The organism is Terrabacter sp. MAHUQ-38 (assembly GCF_014518425.1).
GTDB lineage: Bacteria > Actinomycetota > Actinomycetes > Actinomycetales > Dermatophilaceae > Terrabacter.
This window is the reverse complement of sequence record NZ_JACVCU010000006.1, coordinates 53,900-72,841: the sequence shown is the minus strand read 5'-3', so window position 1 is coordinate 72,841 and position 18,942 is coordinate 53,900. Positions and strand designations below refer to the sequence as shown.

At 69.8% G+C, this 18,942-nt stretch carries 14 protein-coding genes; 13 read left to right on the top strand and 1 reads right to left on the bottom strand.

The features are described 5' to 3' along the window. Positions 1 to 47: 47 nt before the first annotated feature. The 6 genes from H9I49_RS20875 to H9I49_RS20850 all read left to right on the top strand — a co-directional run bounded on the left by H9I49_RS20875 (position 48) and on the right by H9I49_RS20850 (position 6,200). Complete coding sequence (locus H9I49_RS20875) at positions 48 to 1,253, top strand: MCE family protein (RefSeq protein ID WP_370587683.1); 1,206 nt, start codon at positions 48 to 50, stop codon at positions 1,251 to 1,253. Then, entirely contained in the window at positions 1,250 to 2,548 is a 1,299-nt protein-coding gene (locus tag H9I49_RS20870; RefSeq protein WP_188032331.1) for an MCE family protein, read from the top strand. The genes H9I49_RS20875 and H9I49_RS20870 overlap by 4 nt, the downstream gene beginning before the upstream one ends. 24 nt (positions 2,549 to 2,572) lie before the next feature. Continuing rightward, positions 2,573 to 3,232: a hypothetical protein gene (locus H9I49_RS20865; RefSeq protein WP_188032330.1), complete on the top strand. Its 660-nt coding sequence runs from the start codon at positions 2,573 to 2,575 to the stop codon at positions 3,230 to 3,232. Further along, complete coding sequence (locus H9I49_RS20860; protein WP_188032329.1) at positions 3,216 to 3,959, top strand: hypothetical protein; 744 nt, start codon at positions 3,216 to 3,218, stop codon at positions 3,957 to 3,959. Before H9I49_RS20865 ends, H9I49_RS20860 begins: the two co-directional genes overlap by 17 nt. Before the next feature lie 202 nt (positions 3,960 to 4,161). Next, on the top strand, positions 4,162 to 5,124 hold the full coding sequence (locus tag H9I49_RS20855; protein WP_188032328.1) for a nitrilase-related carbon-nitrogen hydrolase: 963 nt from the start codon (positions 4,162 to 4,164) through the stop codon (positions 5,122 to 5,124). Between the two features lie 65 nt (positions 5,125 to 5,189). Then, complete coding sequence (locus tag H9I49_RS20850) at positions 5,190 to 6,200, top strand: agmatine/peptidylarginine deiminase (protein ID WP_188032409.1); 1,011 nt, start codon at positions 5,190 to 5,192, stop codon at positions 6,198 to 6,200. Positions 6,201 to 6,211: 11 nt separating this feature from the next. On the opposite strand, the gene H9I49_RS20845 is transcribed toward H9I49_RS20850, so the two are convergent. Further along, positions 6,212 to 6,691, bottom strand: coding sequence for a DUF4282 domain-containing protein (locus H9I49_RS20845; RefSeq protein ID WP_188032327.1), 480 nt, complete (start codon positions 6,689 to 6,691; stop codon positions 6,212 to 6,214). 554 nt (positions 6,692 to 7,245) lie between these two features. On the opposite strand from H9I49_RS20845, the gene rpoB reads away from it, so the two are divergent. From rpoB to rpsG, 7 genes are all read left to right on the top strand, one after another. Next, entirely contained in the window at positions 7,246 to 10,728 is a 3,483-nt protein-coding gene (rpoB, locus tag H9I49_RS20840; RefSeq protein ID WP_188032326.1) for a DNA-directed RNA polymerase subunit beta, read from the top strand. Positions 10,729 to 10,850: 122 nt separating this feature from the next. Then, entirely contained in the window at positions 10,851 to 14,747 is a 3,897-nt protein-coding gene (locus H9I49_RS20835) for a DNA-directed RNA polymerase subunit beta' (RefSeq protein WP_188032325.1), read from the top strand. Between the two features lie 240 nt (positions 14,748 to 14,987). Further along, positions 14,988 to 15,449 (top strand): hypothetical protein, encoded by a 462-nt coding sequence (locus tag H9I49_RS20830; RefSeq protein WP_188032324.1) that lies wholly within the window; start codon positions 14,988 to 14,990, stop codon positions 15,447 to 15,449. 66 nt (positions 15,450 to 15,515) lie between these two features. Continuing rightward, the gene (gene dacB, locus H9I49_RS20825) at positions 15,516 to 17,078 is read left to right on the top strand and encodes a D-alanyl-D-alanine carboxypeptidase/D-alanyl-D-alanine-endopeptidase (protein ID WP_188032323.1); all 1,563 of its coding nucleotides are present in this window, start codon (positions 15,516 to 15,518) and stop codon (positions 17,076 to 17,078) included. A 35-nt stretch (positions 17,079 to 17,113) separates the two neighbouring features. Then, complete coding sequence (locus H9I49_RS20820) at positions 17,114 to 17,719, top strand: hypothetical protein (RefSeq protein ID WP_188032322.1); 606 nt, start codon at positions 17,114 to 17,116, stop codon at positions 17,717 to 17,719. 365 nt (positions 17,720 to 18,084) lie between these two features. Next, the gene (rpsL, locus tag H9I49_RS20815) at positions 18,085 to 18,459 is read left to right on the top strand and encodes a 30S ribosomal protein S12 (protein WP_020143255.1); all 375 of its coding nucleotides are present in this window, start codon (positions 18,085 to 18,087) and stop codon (positions 18,457 to 18,459) included. Beyond that, complete coding sequence (gene rpsG, locus H9I49_RS20810; RefSeq protein WP_045191913.1) at positions 18,459 to 18,929, top strand: 30S ribosomal protein S7; 471 nt, start codon at positions 18,459 to 18,461, stop codon at positions 18,927 to 18,929. The genes rpsL and rpsG overlap by 1 nt, the downstream gene beginning before the upstream one ends. Positions 18,930 to 18,942: the final 13 nt, after the last annotated feature.

Genomic DNA, 18,942 nt, shown 5'->3' with positions numbered 1-18,942 from the left:
CACGGAGGACCACGCCCCCCGTGCACCCCCCGAGAAGGACCCGCGTGGTGGCCCTCACGCTGAGCCTGGTGGCTCTCCTCGCCGTCTCAGGCTGCAGCGCCTACGACCTGCCGCTGCCGGGCGGCGCCGGCACCGGCGACGACTCCTACACGGTCACGGCGGAGTTCGCCGACGTGCTCGACCTCGTGCCGCAGTCGTCGGTCAAGGTCAACCAGGTCACCGTCGGGTCCGTCGAGGACATCCAGGTCACGGGATGGACCGCGACGGTGCACCTGCGCCTGCCGCGCGACGTCGTACTCCCGGACAACGCCACGGCGGAGCTCAAGCAGACGTCGCTGCTCGGCGAGAAGTACGTCGCGCTCGCCGCGCCGACCGACGAGGCGCCGCAGGGCCGCCTGGGCCAGGGCGACCGCATCCCGCTCGCGCGCACGAGCCGCAACCCCGAGGTGGAGGAGGTCCTCGGCGCGATGTCCTTGCTGCTCAACGGTGGTGGCGTGGCGCAGCTCAAGACCATCGAGGCCGAGCTCAACAACGCGCTCCGCGGGCGCACGAGCGATGTCAAGGACCTCGTGACGCAGCTGAACACGTTCGTCGGCGGGCTCGACGCGCAGAAGTCCGAGATCGTCCGGGCGATCAACAGCATCGACCGGCTCTCGGGCACCCTCGCGAAGAACCAGCAGAAGATCGGCAAGGCCCTCGACGAGCTGCCGAAGGGCCTGACGATCCTCGCCGACCAGCGTCGACAGCTGACCGCGATGCTGACAGCGCTGCGCGACCTGGGGGAGGTCGGCACCCGGGTCATCCGCGGGTCGCGCGCCGACCTCGAGGCCAACCTGCGCGCCGTCAGCCCGATCCTGCGCCAGCTCAACAAGGCCGGGGACGACCTGCCCAAGAGCTACCAGCTGCTGTTGACCTACCCGTTCCCGAACAACGCCCAGAACACGATCAGGGGCGACTTCACCAACCTCTGGGTGACCCTCGACACCGACGTCGACACGATCGCCGACAACCTCGGCGTGGGCCGCCTGCCGGACCTGCCGAGCCTGCCGCTGCCCTCGGCTCCGCTGCCCTCGGTTCCTGCGCCGTCAGTGCCGGTGCCCCGTGTCCCGCTGCCGTCCGTGCCGGGCGTCCCGGTGCCCACCGGCCTGCCCACGACCCTGCCGGGTGGCGTGCTCGGCGCGCCGCAGTCGGGGTCCGCAGAAGCCGACGAGGCGTCCTGGTCCACGCTGTTCCCCACGGGAGGCTCCCGATGATCACCCGTACCGTGCGGCTCCAGCTCGCCGCCTTCGCCCTGCTGTCGGTCACCCTTGTCGCGATCCTCTCCGCCAACTACGTCGGTCTGACCGACAAGATCGCGGGCGGCACCTACGTCGTGTCGGCCGACCTCGCCCAGTCCGGGGGAATCTTCGTCGGCGCCGAGGTGACCTACCGCGGCGTCACTGTCGGCAAGGTCGAGGGCATGCGTCTTTCGGGCGACGGCGTGATCGTCGATGCCCGTCTCGACCGCGGCACCGAGGTCCCGAAGGACACGACCGCCGTCGTCGAGAACCGCTCCGCGGTGGGGGAGCAGTACCTCGACCTGCAGCCGCGCACCGCCCGCGCGCCCTACCTCGCTGCCGGCGACGTCATCCCACGCACGCGCACGGCGTTCCCGATCCGCATCGACCAGCTGCTCCAGCACGTCGACAACACCGTCGCCTCGGTGCCACGCGACGCTCTCGTCACGACCGTCGACGAGCTGGCCTCGGCCTTCAGGGGCGGCGGCGCCGACCTCCAGCGCCTCGTCGACTCCGGCGACGCGTTGACGATCGCCGCCTCCGAGGCGCTGCCGGAGACGACGAAGCTCATCGACGACGGTCGGATCGTGCTCGACACCCAGGTGAGCACCGGCGACGACATCCGCACGAGCGTCTCGGGCTTCGCCGACGTCGCCGACGCGCTCCGCGAGGCCGACCCCGACCTGCGGGTCGTGCTCGACCGCGGCTCCGTCGCCGTCAAGCAGCTCGACGCCCTCATCTCCGAGAACAAGCAGAGTCTCGCGGCGCTGCTCGCCAACTTCATCACGATCGGCAACGTGACGACGGCACGGCTCGACGGCATCGAGCAGCTGCTCGTCACCTACCCCGACGTCGTCACGGGCGGCTACACCGTGATCCCCGGAGACGGCACTGCGCACTTCGGGCTCGTGCTCAACGCCGACGACCCCAAGGCGTGCGAGGTCGGCTACGAGGGCACCAAGAAGGTCGACCCCCACCGCACCCAGGACCTGCCGCCCGTGAACCTCGATGCGCACTGCGCCGCCGCGCCCGGCTCGGGCGTCAACGTGCGAGGCGCCCAGAACGCCCCCAAGCCCAGCCGGAGCGGTCAGGGCGGACAGAGCTTCCCCATGGCGTTCGGGCCCGTGCCGGTGGCGCTCGGCAACCGGGCCGTGACCTCCGGCAGTCCTGCGTCGTTGTCAGTACAGTCCCCGGTCGCCCCGGCCGGTGGCGACGCACGGACCGGCGACGGCACGAGCTGGCTCTGGATGATGCAGGAGGCGCTCCGCTAGCCGGTGACGGAAGGACACCCCTCGATGACGATGGTCACCACCCGCTCGGACACGGGGCGGCCCCCGCGGTCGCCCGAGACCCGCGAGACCCACGACGACCGCGCGGCGCGCGCCGCGGCTCATCCAGTCGGAGCGCCCCCCGACGCGACATCCGGTCCGCCCAGCGCGCCACGTGCGGACCTCAGGGGTGCCCGCACGTGGCGTCCCGGCCCGCGTCTTCTGTGGATCCTGACCGCCCTCTTCCTGCTAGCCGCGGTCGCGGTCACGGCCACCTTGGGCCGAGCGACGTATCAGCAACAGCGGGACGCCGACAGCCGTGCCGCGGCGCTGGCCGCCGGCCGCCAGATCGCGGTGAACTTCGTGACGATGAACGCCGCGACGTTCGACGTCGACACCAAGCGCGTCCTCGACGAGTCCACCGGCTCGTTCCAGAAGGAGTACGCCTCCACCCTGGCGCAGCTCAAGCCGGTCGTCACGGCCAACAAGACGGTCTCCACCGTCGAGCGCGCCGAGGCCTCGCTCGTGTCGGGCGACGAGGACTCGGCCAAGGTGATCGTCGGGGTGGTCGCCCCGACGTCGAACGCCTCGACCCCCAAGGCCGAGAAGAAGACCTACCGGCTGCGCCTCGACCTCGTGAAGGTCGGCGACGCGTGGAAGGTGAGCAACCTTGACTTCGTCAGCTGACTCCCCGCGCCCCGCCGTCGCTGCCGCCAGCCCGCGCAAGCGCGTCGCCGGAGCCCGGCGTAGAGGCCGTCCCACGACCCACCAGACGCTCAGAGCCGTCGCGCCGCCCGCGTCACCGGATGCCGTCGAGGCCGGCCGGCCCATCGCCCCGGAGCACCTCGAGCCCCCGCGGACGGTCGCCACCGTCACGTCCGTCGAGACCGAGGAACCGGGGCCTCACGCCGAGCACGCTGGACGCCGATCTGGAGGGCTCTGGTCCTCCGCGATCGGCGCCGCACTCGCGCTCGCCGTGCTGGCCGCCTCGCTCGTCTACGCCCTGCGCCCGGGCGTGTCCGACACGGACCGCACGGCAGCGGCCGGGTCGGCCCGCACGACGCTCGAGAGCCTGCTCAGCTACAGCGGTGCCACCTTCGACCGCCACGTCAGCGAGGTCACCCCGCAGCTCACCTCGCCGTTCAGGGACCAGTTCACGAAGGTCGCCGCCACAGACATCAGACCGATGGCCCTCAAGAACGAGGCCACGGTCCAGGCGAAGGTCTACGACGTGGGTGTCATGGACGCGGCCGGCGACGGTGGCCAGGGCACGACCGTGCGCGTCATGGCCTTCGTCAACCAGGCCACGACGACCAAGGCCCAGCAGGCTCCGGCGATCGACCAGAACCGGGTCATCGCCACCATGCGCAAGGTCGGCGACCGCTGGCTCGTCAGCGACCTGTCGGCCTTCTGACGGGGGGAAGGTCCCGGGCGTCGGCGACGACGTCCGGGACCGACAGCGCCCGCGAGCCCCTGCTTCGGGCTGGCTCTTCGGGAGTCCACGCGGGGGCGCAGGCCGTCCGCGGTCGTGAGCCGCGCGTAGGCCTGTTCGGGGGTCCACGGGGGCGCAGGGCCGCCAGGCCCGCGAGCCCCCGTGTGTTGGCATACTGCACGCTGTGAAGCTCATCCAGGCCAACGGCGTCCCTGAGTCCCTCGCCCGTGTCGACGACCCACAGGCCCCGCCGGTTCGGGTGGGCCTCGTCCAGCACCGGTGGGTCGATGACCCCGGTGCGCTCGTCGAGACGCTCCGTGACGGCATCCGCACGGCCGCCGATGCCGGGGCGCGGATCGTCTTCCTGCCGGAGCTGACGCTGTCGCGCTACCCGGCCGACGCGCTGCCGGAGGGGACACCGTCCGCCACCGCCGAGGACCTGGAGACGGGTCCGACGGTCGCCTTCGCCCGCGAGGCCGCGCGCGACTTCGGCGTTCACGTCCACGCGTCCCTCTACGAGCGCTCCGACGCCGGCGACGGCCTCGGCTTCAACACCGCGGTCGTCGTCGCCCCGAGCGGAGAAGTCGTCGCGCGCACCCGCAAGACGCACATCCCGGTGACGGCCGGCTACTACGAGGACAGGTACTTCCGTCCCGGTCCGCCAGAGGACGCCTATCCCGTTGTGACACTGGATGACCCGTCGCTGCGGCTCGGCCTCCCGACGTGCTGGGACGAGTGGTTCCCCGAGGTGGCGCGCCTGTACTCGCTCGGGGGCGCGGAGGTGCTCTGCTACCCCACGGCCATCGGCTCCGAGCCCGACCACCCCCACTTCGACACCCAGCCGTTGTGGCAGCAGGTCATCGTCGGCAACGGCATCGCCAACGGCCTCTTCATGGTCGTGCCCAACCGGTTCGGCACCGAGGGCCTGATCACCTTCTACGGCAGCTCGTTCATCTCCGACCCCTACGGCCGGATCCTCGTGCAGGCGCCGCGCGACGAGGCCGTGGCCCTCGTCGCCGACCTCGACGTGGCTCAGCGCCGCGACTGGCTCGAGCTCTTCCCGTTCCTCGCGACGCGGCGCCCCGACTCGTATGCCGCCCTGACGGCCCCCGTGCGCGACGAGCACCGTCGCGAGGTCGACGAGTGACGGAGGCCGCCCCGGCGCCCTCTCGCGCTGCGGCGGACACCGCCGGGAGCGAGGCGCTCTGGCGGATGCCGTCCGAGACGGCCCCGCACGACTGCACGTGGATGGCGTGGCCGAGCCAGGGCTACACCTTGGGCGACACCCCGGCCGCGGTCGAGACGGCACGCGGCACGTGGGCGGCGGTCGCCAACGCGATCGCGCCGTTCGAGCCGGTGCGGATGGTCGTCGTGCCCGACGACGTCGGCGTGGCCAGGTCACTGCTGCACCCCGATGTCGAGCTCGTCCCGGCCGTCCTCGACGACGCGTGGATGCGCGACATCGGCCCGACGTTCGTGCACTCCGCCGACGGCTCGCGCCTCGGCGCCGTCGACTGGGTCTTCAACGGCTGGGGCGCGCAGGCCTGGGCGAGCTGGGAACATGACGCGCGCATCGGGTCCTTCGTCGGCGGGCTCTCCGGCGCGGAGGTCATCGGCTCGTCGCTGGTCAACGAGGGCGGCGGCATCCACGTCGACGGGATCGGCACGGTGCTGCTCACCGATACCGTCCAGCTCGACCCCGGCCGCAACCCGGGCCTGACCCGCGCCGACGTCGAGGCGGAGCTCGCCCGCACGATCGGCGCGACGGCGTTCGTCTGGCTGCCGCGCGGTCTCACGCGCGACTACGACGAGTTCGGCACGCGCGGCCACGTCGACATCGTCGCGACGATGCCGAGCCCGGGTGTCGTGCTGCTCCACGACCAGCAGGACCCCAAGCACCCCGACCACGCGGTGACCCGCGAGCTTCGAGAGCTGCTCGAGGACGCCCGCGATGCGCGTGGCCAGGGCCTCGAGGTCGTCGGCGTGCCGGCTCCTCGCACGCTCGCCGACGCGGGGGGCCCCGTCGACTGGTCCTACATCAACCACCTCGTCGTCAACGACGCCGTCATCGCCTGCACCTTCGGCGACGAGCAGGACGACGCGTCGCTCGGGGTGCTGGCCGACGCCTACCCCGGCCGCACGGTCGTCGGCGTCGACGCCCGGCCGCTCTTCGACCGTGGCGGCGGCATCCACTGCATCACCCAGCAGCAGCCCTCCCTCTGACAGGGCGAGGGTCAGGCCTGGGGGAGTCGCCGGTGGATGTCCTCGCTCATGCGGACCACCGACAGGTAGAACTCCAGCGTCATGCGAATCACGGCGAGGTAGATGACGAGGATGATCGGGCCGAGGATGAGCGCCGTGAGGCCGCTGCCGAAGCCCTGTGCGAAGCCGACGAAGACGAAGATGAGCCAGCTGGCCACGAGTGCGACCGTCGCGAGCAGGTAGACGAAGCGCACGAGGATCGGTGTGACGAAGTTGGTGAAGCTGAAGTCGAAGAGCGCGCTGAGGAACCCGGCGCCCTCCTTGGCGGGGTGGGGGATGCTCGACATCCCGGTCGCGCCTCCGGTCGGAGCGGGCGGCGGTGTGCCGGCCCCGCGCGAGGACGAGGCCGAAGGCGAGGAGGAGGCGGGCTGGCCGGTCGGCATCGGCGTCGTCGGGTGGGTGCCGGCGGGCTGGTTGAAGGAGGGCTGCTCGGGTGGGTTGGGGTCGGACATGGCTTCCTTCTGGACGGTCGCGTCGGCTGATCTCTGACGGTCCCCCATGCTAGGGCTGGGGCGCCCGGACGGACATCCCGAGGGGCCTTGCCGCGACGCGTCGTCGCAGGTCAACGAGGTCCTCGGCCGTGACGCCCGGCGTGTCGCGGGCGGTCGAGGGACACTCTCACGACCCGCGTGGCGGCGCTCCTCGGAGCCCCTCCCGACGCGCCTCGGACAGCCGGGGTCTTGACGCCGGGCCCGCGGAGGGCCATATTCGTCGCGTTCGCATCGCGAGCTCCCGGTCCGGGGGGCGTGGCAGGTCACGCCGAGGTCCACAGGTCGTCAGCGACCGGTGGCCGTTCGGCAGACGATCTCCGTCTCTTGACCCGGCTGGACACTCCTGCCCTTTGACGGTAGGCTAGGCCTTTGCGCTGCCCATGCCCACCCCTCGCGACCTCGGTCAGGCCACTCACCATGCCATCCGGCATCCGGCACGACCTCGGGACCCGCGAGCGGAGCCATGCGGCAACGCGGATCTGAAGATTCGAAAAAGGCCCGTGGAAGGACCCTCCTTGGCTGCCTCGCGTACTGCGACGAACATGTCCACCGCACAGACCCCTTCGGGACGTCTGTCCTTCGCGAAGATTCGCGAACCGCTCGAGGTCCCTGACCTCCTGGCCCTTCAGACGGAGAGCTTCGACTGGCTGCTCGGCAACGAGCGCTGGCAAGCTCGCGTCGCCGCGGCCAAGGCCGAGGGACGCACCGACGTCCCGGACCGGTCCGGGCTCGAGGAGATCTTCGAGGAGATCTCCCCGATCGAGGACTTCAGCGGCTCGATGTCGCTGTCGTTCCGCGACCACCGCTTCGAGGAGACCCGAAAGTCGATCGAGTCGTGCAAGGAGCGCGACCAGACCTACGACGCGCCGCTCTTCGTCACGGCTGAGTTCATGAACGCCCAGACGGGCGAGATCAAGAGCCAGACCGTGTTCATGGGCGACTTCCCGCTCATGACCGAGCGCGGCACCTTCATCATCAACGGCACCGAGCGTGTCGTCGTCTCGCAGCTCGTCCGCAGCCCGGGCGTCTACTTCGAGCGCACCCCCGACAAGACGTCCGACAAGGACATCTACACGGCCAAGATCATCCCGAGCCGTGGCGCCTGGCTCGAGTTCGAGATCGACAAGCGCGACATGGTCGGCGTCCGCGTCGACCGCAAGCGCAAGCAGTCGGTCACGGTGCTCCTCAAGGCCCTCGGCTGGACCGAGGCCCAGATCCTCGAGGAGTTCGGCGAGTTCGAGTCGATGCGCCTGACCCTCGAGAAGGACCACACGCAGGGCCAGGACGACGCGCTGCTCGACATCTACCGCAAGCTGCGCCCGGGCGAGCCGCCGACGAAGGAGGCCGCGCAGACGCTGCTCGACAACCTCTACTTCAACGGCAAGCGCTACGACCTCGCCAAGGTGGGCCGTTACAAGGTCAACAAGAAGCTCGGCCTCGACGCCTCGATCAACGACTCGACGCTGTCGATCGACGACATCGTCAAGACCATCAAGTTCATCGTCACGCTGCACGACGGCCAGGACTCGATGAAGGGCGTCAAGAACGGCGAGGAGATCGACGTCCGCGTCGAGGTCGACGACATCGACCACTTCGGCAACCGCCGCCTGCGCTCCGTCGGAGAGCTCATCCAGAACCAGGTCCGCACCGGTCTGTCCCGCATGGAGCGCGTCGTCCGCGAGCGCATGACGACGCAGGACGTCGAGGCCATCACGCCGCAGACCCTGATCAACATCCGCCCCGTGGTGGCGTCGATCAAGGAGTTCTTCGGCACCTCGCAGCTCTCGCAGTTCATGGACCAGAACAACCCGCTCGCGGGTCTGACGCACAAGCGTCGCCTGTCCGCGCTCGGCCCGGGTGGTATCTCCCGCGACCGCGCGCAGATGGAGGTCCGTGACGTCCACCCGTCGCACTACGGCCGCATGTGCCCGATCGAGACGCCGGAAGGCCCGAACATCGGCCTCATCGGCTCGCTCGCGTCCTACGGCCGCATCAACGCGTTCGGCTTCATCGAGACGCCGTACCGCAAGGTCGAGAACGGCCACGTCACCGACGAGATCCACTACCTCTCGGCCGACGAGGAGGACCGCTACGTCGTCGCGCAGGCCAACGCCCCGCTCGACAAGGCCGGTGACTTCGTCGACGAGCGCGTCCTCGTGCGCACCAAGGGTGGCGAGGTCGAGCTCGTGCCCGGCGACGAGGTCGACTACATGGACGTCTCGCCGCGCCAGATGGTGTCGGCCGCGACGGCGATGATCCCGTTCCTCGAGCACGACGACGCCAACCGTGCCCTCATGGGCGCCAACATGCAGCGTCAGGCGGTCCCGCTCGTCAAGAGCGAGGCCCCGCTCGTCGGCACCGGCATGGAGTACCGCGCCGCCGTCGACTCCGGTGACGTCGTCCGCGCCGAGAAGGCCGGCGTCGTCCAGGAGGTGTCGGCCGACCTGGTCACCGTCGCCAACGACGACGGCACCTACCAGACGTACCGCATCGCCAAGTTCGCGCGCTCCAACCAGGGCACGAGCTACAACCAGGTCGTCATCGTCAACGAGGGCGACCGTCTCGAGGCCGGCGGCGTCATCGCCGACGGTCCCGCGACCGACGGCGGCGAGATGGCGCTCGGGCGCAACCTGCTCGTCGCGTTCATGTCGTGGGAGGGCCACAACTACGAGGACGCGATCATCCTCAGCCAGCGTCTCGTCCAGGACGACGTCCTCTCCTCGATCCACATCGAGGAGCACGAGGTCGACGCCCGCGACACGAAGCTCGGCCCCGAGGAGATCACCCGGGACATCCCGAACGTCTCCGAGGAGGTCCTCGCCGACCTCGACGAGCGCGGCATCATCCGCGTCGGCGCCGAGGTCCGCGACGGCGACCTGCTCGTCGGCAAGGTCACGCCCAAGGGCGAGACCGAGCTGACCCCGGAGGAGCGCCTGCTCCGCGCGATCTTCGGTGAGAAGGCGCGCGAGGTCCGCGACACGTCGCTCAAGGTGCCCCACGGCGAGACCGGCACGGTCATCGGAGTCAAGGAGTTCCGCGCCGACATGGGCGACGACCTCCCGCCGGGCGTCAACCAGCTCGTCCGGGTCTACGTCGCCAACAAGCGCAAGATCACCGACGGTGACAAGCTCGCCGGCCGTCACGGCAACAAGGGCGTCATCTCGAAGATCCTCCCGGTCGAGGACATGCCGTTCCTCGAGGACGGCACGCCCGTCGACGTCGTGCTCAACCCGCACGGTGTGCCGCGTCGTATGAACCTCGGCCAGATCCTCGAGCTGCACCTCGGCTGGGCCGCCTCGCGCGGCTGGAAGATCGAGGGCAACCCCGAGTGGGCCGCCGAGATCGCACCCGACGCGCACGAGGCCCCGCCCGGCTCGCGCGTGGCGACGCCCGTCTTCGACGGTGCGTCCGAGGACGTCGTGACCGGTCTGCTCGACTCGACGCTGAAGACGCGCGACGACGTGCGCCTCATCGACGCCTCGGGCAAGACGCGCCTCTTCGACGGCCGCTCCGGCGAGCCGTTCCCGGAGCCCGTCGCGGTCGGCTACATGTACATCCTCAAGCTGCACCACCTCGTCGACGACAAGATCCACGCTCGCTCGACGGGTCCCTACTCCATGATCACCCAGCAGCCGCTCGGCGGTAAGGCCCAGTTCGGTGGCCAGCGCTTCGGTGAGATGGAGGTCTGGGCGCTCGAGGCGTACGGCGCCGCCTACACGCTCCAGGAGCTGCTGACGATCAAGTCGGACGACGTCCCCGGACGCGTCAAGGTGTACGAGGCGATCGTCAAGGGCGAGAACATCCCCGACTCGGGCATCCCGGAGTCGTTCAAGGTCCTCCTCAAGGAGATGCAGTCCCTGTGTCTCAACGTCGAGGTCCTGAGCTCCGACGGCACGACGATCGAGATGAAGGAGTCCGACGAGGAGGTCTTCCGCGCTGCGGAGGAGCTCGGCATCGACCTGAGCCGGCGTGAGCCGTCCAGCGTCGAAGAGGTCTGAGAAGGCCACCACACGACAGGCGGTGCGTATGCCGCTGGGCCAGCTCAGCGGCATACGCCACCGGCGTCTTCGAATCCCACTCAGACCAAAGACTTAACGAGAGTTACGAGAGAAGGAACCACGTGCTCGACGTCAACTTCTTCGACGAGCTGCGCATCGGCCTCGCCACCGCGGACTCCATCCGCCAGTGGAGCCACGGCGAGGTCAAGAAGCCCGAGACCATCAACTACCGCACCCTCAAGCCGGAGAAGGAGGGCCTCTTCTGCGAGCGCATCTTCGGCCCCACCCGGGACTGGGAGTGCAACTGCGGCAAGTACAAGCGTGTCCGCTTCAAGGGCATCATCTGTGAGCGCTGTGGCGTCGAGGTCACGCGCGCCAAGGTGCGCCGTGAGCGGATGGGCCACATCGAGCTCGCCGCGCCCGTCACCCACATCTGGTACTTCAAGGGCGTCCCGTCACGCCTCGGGTACCTTCTCGACCTCGCCCCGAAGGACCTCGAGAAGGTCATCTACTTCGCGGCCTACATGATCACGTCCGTCGACGAGGACCAGCGCCACGCTGACCTGCCGTCGCTCGAGGCGCAGATCCAGGTCGAGAAGAAGGAGATCGAGAACCGCCGCGACGCCGACGTCGAGGCCCGCGCCCAGACGCTCGAGCGCAACATCGCCGAGCTCGAGGCCGAGGGTGCCAAGGCCGACGCGAAGCGCAAGGTCCGCGACCAGGCCGAGCGCGAGATGAACAACATCCGCAAGCGGGCCGACCAGCAGGTCGAGCGCCTCGAGCAGGTGTGGGACCGGTTCAAGAACCTCAAGGTCCAGGACCTCGAGGGCGACGAGATCCTCTACCGCGAGATGCGTGACCGCTTCGGTCTCTACTTCGAGGGCGGCATGGGCGCCGCGGCGATCCAGAAGCGCCTCGAGTCCTTCGACCTCGAGGCCGAGGCCGCGCTCCTGCAGGAGATCATCGCGACCGGCAAGGGCCAGAAGAAGACCCGCGCCATCAAGCGCCTCAAGGTCGTCACCGCGTTCCAGACGACGACCAACCACCCGTCGGGCATGGTCCTCGACGCGATCCCGGTCATCCCGCCGGACCTGCGCCCGATGGTGCAGCTCGACGGTGGCCGCTTCGCGACCTCGGACCTCAACGACCTCTACCGTCGCGTCATCAACCGCAACAACCGCCTGAAGCGGCTGCTCGACCTCGGTGCGCCCGAGATCATCGTCAACAACGAGAAGCGCATGCTCCAGGAGGCCGTCGACAGCCTCTTCGACAACGGCCGTCGTGGTCGCCCGGTCACGGGTCCCGGCAACCGTCCGCTCAAGTCGCTGTCCGACATGCTCAAGGGCAAGCAGGGCCGGTTCCGCCAGAACCTCCTCGGCAAGCGTGTCGACTACTCCGGCCGTTCGGTCATCGTCGTCGGCCCGCAGCTGAAGCTGCACCAGTGCGGTCTGCCCAAGCAGATGGCACTCGAGCTGTTCAAGCCGTTCGTGATGAAGCGCCTGGTCGACCTCGACCACGCGCAGAACATCAAGTCGGCCAAGCGCATGGTCGAGCGTGCCCGCCCGGTCGTGTGGGACGTCCTCGAAGAGGTCATCACGGAGCACCCGGTGCTGCTCAACCGCGCACCCACGCTGCACCGTCTCGGCATCCAGGCGTTCGAGCCGCAGCTCGTCGAGGGCAAGGCCATCCAGATCCACCCGCTCGTCTGCTCGGCGTTCAACGCCGACTTCGACGGTGACCAGATGGCCGTCCACGTGCCGCTGTCGGCGGAGGCGCAGGCCGAGGCCCGCATCCTCATGCTGTCGAGCAACAACATCCTGAAGCCGGCTGACGGTCGCCCCGTGACCATGCCGACGCAGGACATGATCACCGGCATCTACCACCTGACCGACGCGGTCGACGGTGGCGGTCTCGGTGCGGGTCGTGCGTTCACGTCGCCGTCGGAGGCCCGGATGGCCTTCGACCACGGCGAGATCCAGCTCGGCTCGGCGATCAAGCTTCGCCTCACCGACGCGGTGCCCCCGACCGGATACGAGCTGCCCGAGGGTGTCGAGGCCGGCGAGGACGGCATCGTCCCGAGCCTCACGCTCGAGACGACGCTCGGCCGCGCGATCTTCAACGACACGCTCCCGCTCGACTACCCGTTCGAGAACCGGCCGGTCGACCGCAAGCGGCTCTCGGCGATCGTCAACGACCTCGCCGAGCGCTACTCGAAGGTCCAGGTCGCCGCGTCCCTCGACGCCCTGAAGGAGGCCGGCTTCCACTGGTCGACCCGCTCGGGCTGCACCGTCGCGATCTCCGACGTCACGACGCCGGACAACAAGACGGCCATCCTCGAGGGTTACGAGACGAAGGCCGCGAAGGTCCAGACCCAGTACGAGCGTGGTCTGATCACCGACGACGAGCGTCGTCAGGAGCTCGTCGAGATCTGGACGCAGGCGTCCAACCAGGTCGCCAAGGAGATGGAGACCAACTTCCCCCGCACGAACCCCATCTACCGGATGGTGTCCTCGGGTGCTGGTGGTAACTGGTTCCAGATCCGTCAGATCGCCGGTATGCGTGGCCTCATGGCCAACCCGAAGGGCGAGATCATCCCGCGCCCGATCAAGGCGAACTTCCGTGAGGGCCTCACGGTGCTCGAGTTCTTCATCTCGACGCACGGTGCCCGCAAGGGTCTGGCCGACACGGCGCTTCGTACCGCCGACTCGGGCTACCTGACGCGTCGTCTCGTCGACGTGTCGCAGGACGTCATCATCCGTGAGGACGACTGCGGCACCGACCGTGGCCTCAAGCTGCCGATCGCCCAGGTCAACGAGACCACGGGCACGCGTGCGCCGAGCGAGGTCGTCGAGGCCTCGGTCTACGCCCGCACGCTGGCCGAGGACGTCGTCGTCGACGGCGAGACGCTCGCCGTGGCCGGCATCGACCTCGGTGACGTCGTCATCGACGCGCTGTACGCGGCCGGTGTCGACGAGGTGCGGATCCGTTCGGTGCTCACGTGCGACAGCAAGGTCGGCACCTGTGCGGCCTGCTACGGGCGTTCGCTGGCGACGGGCAAGCTCGTCGACATCGGCGAGGCCGTCGGCATCATCGCGGCCCAGTCGATCGGTGAGCCCGGCACGCAGCTGACGATGCGTACCTTCCACACCGGTGGTGCGGCCGCGGCCGACGACATCACCCAGGGTCTGCCGCGTGTCGTCGAGCTCTTCGAGGCGCGTACGCCCAAGGGTGTGGCCCCGATCGCCGAGGCCACCGGCCGCGTCGAGATCGAGGACACCGACAAGGCGCGCCGCGTCCTGCTCACGCCCGACGACGGCTCCGAGCAGCACGCGTACCCGGTGAGCAAGCGTTCGCGCCTGCTCGTCGCCGACGGTGACCACGTGACCGTGGGTGACAAGCTCGTCCAGGGCGCGATCGACCCCAAGCAGGTCCTTCGCATCCTCGGCCCGCGTGCGGCCCAGAAGCACCTCGTCGACGAGGTGCAGCGGGTCTACCGCCAGCAGGGTGTGTCGATCCACGACAAGCACATCGAGGTCATCGTGCGCCAGATGCTGAGGCGCGTGACGATCATCGAGGCCGGCGACGCGGACCTGCTCCCGGGCGAGCTCGCCGAGCGTGGTCGCTTCGAGGAGGAGAACCGCAAGGTCATGTCCGAAGGGGGCCGTCCGGCCGCCGGGCGTCCCGAGCTCATGGGCATCACCAAGGCCTCGCTCGCGACCGAGTCGTGGCTGTCGGCCGCGTCCTTCCAGGAGACGACCCGCGTGCTCACGCAGGCCGCCATGGAGGCCAAGTCCGACCCGCTGCTCGGCCTCAAGGAGAACGTCATCCTCGGAAAGCTCATCCCTGCCGGCACGGGCCTGCCCCGCTACCGGAACATCAAGGTCGAGCCCACCGAGGAGGCCAAGGCTGCGATGTACTCGCTGCCGAGCTACGACGCCTACGACTACGCAGGCTTCGGTTCGGGCACCGGCGAGGCCATCCGTCTCGACGACGAGGCTCTCGGTCTCGACAAGTTCTGACCGGTCGCGGCCCGCTCTTGCGGTGGGCCGGTGACCACCCCGTATGCCGCTGGGCCGGCTCCCCGACAGGGGAGCCGGCCCTCGGCCGTTTGTACGCCTTTCCCGCAGGTCCGGCGGGCTGCGAGCCCTGTGGTTCTCGCTGCCGCGACTGCCGTGTCGCGCATCCGACTGGGGATCTCATGCACCGCGAGCCGGTTATGGGGTGGGTGCGCCGTAGGGCTGGTGCCGGCGGATGGTTCGGTGTCGGTGCGAGTGACGGGCCGCGGTGGGGTGTCGGGGGTCTCGGCGGTGGTGTTGTCGGTGATGGCGTTCCGGCCGTCGCGGGACGGGTTCGTGTCGGTGTTCCCGGCGGGTGGCTCGCGTCCGGTGTCGAGGAACGGGAGCTTCACGGCTGGTGGGTCGGCCTCGAACATGGTGGTGGCGAAGGTGGGGTCGGGCGGCAACGTGACGCTGACGAACGTGTCGTCGGGGACGGTCCGGCTGATCGGCGACGTGTCGGTTATTTCGTGGCGAGAAGCCGATGGCGTGGTCCAGGCCAAACCGATGCTCATCGATCCGGCAGGCGACCTGACGGCGGTCTCCTGTGCGACGCCACGCTTCTGCGTGGCTGTGAGCCGTGCAGGAACCGCGACGGTACGCAACGGCGGAGCCTCGAGAAAGAACAGCCCGGCGTCCCGCATTGAAAGGGACAAAACGGACTAGTCTCGCCGCAGGGTGGCCGACCGACGGCGTCAGGGCCCGCCGGCGTCACCCCTCCGGGAGGTCGTCATGGTCGGTGCCCCTCGTCCGCTCAAGGTCGTCCGCGGGACCCGCGGACCGCGCAGCCGGCCGCTGCGCTGGCCCTTCGTCGTGGCAGTCGCGATGCTCGCCGTCGCCGCGCTCGTCGCCGCCGCCCCGCCGGGCTCGGGTGCGACGGTGTACGACCCGCGCGACGCGGCGCTGCGCCGGGAGGTCGGCAAGGTCATGTCAGCCCCCAGCGTCACCGCGTCGACGGCGCGCGTCGGGGCCGTCGTGGCCGATGCCTCGACGCGTAGGCAGGTCTACGTGCGCTACGCGAACACGCCGCTCGCGCCGGCGTCGGCGCAGAAGACCTTCACGGCGGCGGCCGCGATGTACCACCTGGGCACCGGCTACCGCTGGAGCACCGATCTGTACGCGGCGCCGCTGCAGGCCGGGGGAGTGGTCCCGGGGCGGCTCTACCTCAAGGGCCGCGGTGACCCGACCCTGCTCGAGCGCGATCTCACGGCGATGGTCAGCGCGCTGCGCGCGAAGGGTGTCACGCGGGTCTCGGGCGACGTCGTCGCCGACGCGTCGTACTTCGACGAGGTGCGCTACAACCCGTACTGGTCCACGTCGTACGCCTCGAGCTACTACGCCGCACAGGTCTCGGCCCTGACCCTGGCGCCGGACACGGACTACGACGCCGGCACGGTCATCGTGGCCGCGACCCCGTCCACGTCGACAGCGGTCGCGCCACGGATCACCCTGACTCCGCAGTCGGCGTCGACGCACGTGACCATCGTCAACCGGGCCCGCACGTCGGCGGTCGGCACGGCGACGACGATCGCCGTGAGCCGCAAGGCCGGCTCCAACATCGTCACCGTGACCGGGCAGGTGCCGGTCAAGCATTCGGCTGCGAAGAAGTGGGTGACCGTCAACGACCCCGCCCTGCTCGCCGGTCGGGCCCTGCGGGCGCGCCTCGTCGCCGCCGGCATCCGGGTGGACGGCACCGTGGTGCGTGGTACGACGCCGTCGGGCCAGGTGCTCCTCACCCGGCACAGCTCGATGACGCTCGGCCAGCTGCTCGTGCCGTTCCTCAAGCTGAGCAACAACGCGCACGCAGAGGCGATCACGAAGACACTCGGCGCGCGAGCCAGCGGCAAGGGCACATGGGCGAGCGGCACGGCGGCGCTCCGGGCGTATGCCGCCCGCGTCGGGATCTCCACGACCGGCATGCGCTTCGTCGACGGCTCGGGCCTCGCCCGAGCCAACCGGCTCACGCCCAACCAGCTCGCCGGCCTCCTCGACAAGGTGCAGCGCACGTCCTGGTGGACCACCTTCCGCGGGGCGCTGCCGGTCGCGGGCACCGACCCCGTCCGCTGGACGGGAGGCACGCTCGCCAAGCGCATGCGCGGGACCGCCGCGGCCGGCAACCTGCGCGCGAAGAACGGCAACCTCACGGGCGTCACGTCCCTCGCCGGCTACGTCACCGGGGCCGACGGGCGGCGGTACGTCTTCGTCATCATGAGCAACTTCACCGGCACGTCGCCGCGACCCGTCGAGGACCGGCTGGGGGTGCTGCTCGCGGGCTGGCGCATGACCAACCGCTGAGTCCCGCGAGGCCGTCGGATCGATAGGGTGGTCGCATGACCGAGCCCACGGCCGACGTGCCGAACGCGCCCGACCCCGACGACCACGCCCAGGCCGGCACCACGTTCGGCACGCCTTCCCCCACCACGGCCACGGGGCAGGACGGCGCGGTCGAGGGCGGTCCGACGCCGACGATCATCGTCCTCACCGAAGAGGCCCTCAGGTCGGTCGACGTCGACAAGATCGTCGGACTGCACGAGGACGAGCAGCCGACGTACCGCGTGCTCGTCCCGGCCGACACCCGGCGCAACCTGCTCAGCTCCTTCCTCAACCACCTCAGCCTCTTCGAGATGCGCGAGGCCCTCGAGTCGCTGCGCCCGGTCGACCGCGTGACCGCGCGCAGCGATGCGGACACCGCCTTGACGACGACGCTCGCGCAGTTCGAGCGCCACGAGGTGGTCGCGACGGGCGAGATCACCGCCGATGACCCCATGCCCGCGCTGGTCGACGAGGTCTCGCGGCTCGGCGCGCGTGAGGTCGTCGTCGTCACCGAGCCGCACGCGGTCGAGGACACCTTCCACCGGGACTGGGCCTCCCGGGCGCGTGAGTCCCTGGGCGTCCCGGTGCTGCACATGTACGCCGGCGACTGGCGCCTCGGCTGACCGCCGACTCAGCCGGGGTGAGACTGGCGAGTCTGGGCTGATGGGGCCCGTTCAACCGATTTGGTGGGCGTGCCGCGCCCCGGTACGCTTGAACACTGTGTCTGAGGCACGTCCTCAGTCATGCGCGATGACGGCCACGGTGCCCTGTCAGCCCGCTCCGGCGGGCACGACATCACTGCGGTCCAGAGCACACCTCCCGCCGGGCAACCCAACCAGACCGGACGCCACACGGCACCGAGACGGCTGGGGAGTGCAGGGGGGAGAACCGGACCCGACACGCCCGACCTCGGGGGTCGCCGGACCGAACAGCCAAGGAGTCGTCCTCCCGGTCGACTGACAACGAGCAACGTTATGGAGTAACCAGGTTGCCTACCATCAACCAGCTGGTCCGCAAGGGCCGCCAGGACAAGGCCAGCAAGGCCAAGACCCCGGCGCTCAAGGGCTCGCCCCAGCGTCGCGGTGTCTGCACCCGCGTCTACACCACCACCCCCAAGAAGCCGAACTCCGCCCTGCGCAAGGTCGCCCGTGTGCGCCTCTCCAGCGGCATCGAGGTCACGGCCTACATCCCCGGCGTCGGCCACAACCTGCAGGAGCACTCCATCGTGCTCGTGCGTGGCGGCCGTGTGAAGGACCTCCCGGGTGTGCGTTACAAGATCGTCCGCGGCACGCTCGACACCCAGGGTGTCAAGAACCGCAAGCAGGCTCGTAGCCGGTACGGCGCGAAGAAGGAGAAGAGCTGATGCCTCGTAAGGGACCCGCTCCGAAGCGCCCGCTCGTCGTCGACCCGGTCTACGCCAGCCCGCTCGTCACGCAGCTCGTCAACAAGATCCTCCTCGACGGCAAGAAGTCGATCGCCGAGACGATCGTCTACGGCGCCCTCGAGGGCTGCCGCCAGAAGACCGGCACCGACCCCGTCGCCACGCTCAAGCGTGCGCTCGACAACGTCAAGCCGGCCATGGAGGTCAAGAGCCGTCGCGTCGGTGGCGCGACCTACCAGGTGCCGATCGAGGTCAAGCCGGGCCGCAGCACGACGCTGGCCCTGCGCTGGCTCGTCGGTTACTCCCGTCAGCGGCGCGAGAAGACGATGACCGAGCGCCTCATGAACGAGATCCTCGACGCGAGCAACGGCCTCGGTGCCGCTGTGAAGCGCCGCGAGGACACCCACAAGATGGCCGAGTCCAACAAGGCCTTCGCGCACTACCGCTGGTGACCAGCGGTCCGGC

Bases quoted from the DNA above. Each gene is read 5' to 3' on its own strand.
- H9I49_RS20865 (WP_188032330.1), top strand. From the start codon at position 2,573: ATGACGATGGTCACCACCCGCTCGGACACGGGGCGGCCCCCGCGGTCG.
- rpsG (WP_045191913.1), top strand. From the start codon at position 18,459: ATGCCTCGTAAGGGACCCGCTCCGAAGCGCCCGCTCGTCGTCGACCCG.
- H9I49_RS20845 (WP_188032327.1), bottom strand. From the start codon at position 6,691: ATGTCCGACCCCAACCCACCCGAGCAGCCCTCCTTCAACCAGCCCGCC.
- H9I49_RS20820 (WP_188032322.1), top strand. From the start codon at position 17,114: ATGACCGAGCCCACGGCCGACGTGCCGAACGCGCCCGACCCCGACGAC.
- H9I49_RS20870 (WP_188032331.1), top strand. From the start codon at position 1,250: ATGATCACCCGTACCGTGCGGCTCCAGCTCGCCGCCTTCGCCCTGCTG.
- dacB (WP_188032323.1), top strand. From the start codon at position 15,516: ATGGTCGGTGCCCCTCGTCCGCTCAAGGTCGTCCGCGGGACCCGCGGA.
- H9I49_RS20850 (WP_188032409.1), top strand. From the start codon at position 5,190: ATGCCGTCCGAGACGGCCCCGCACGACTGCACGTGGATGGCGTGGCCG.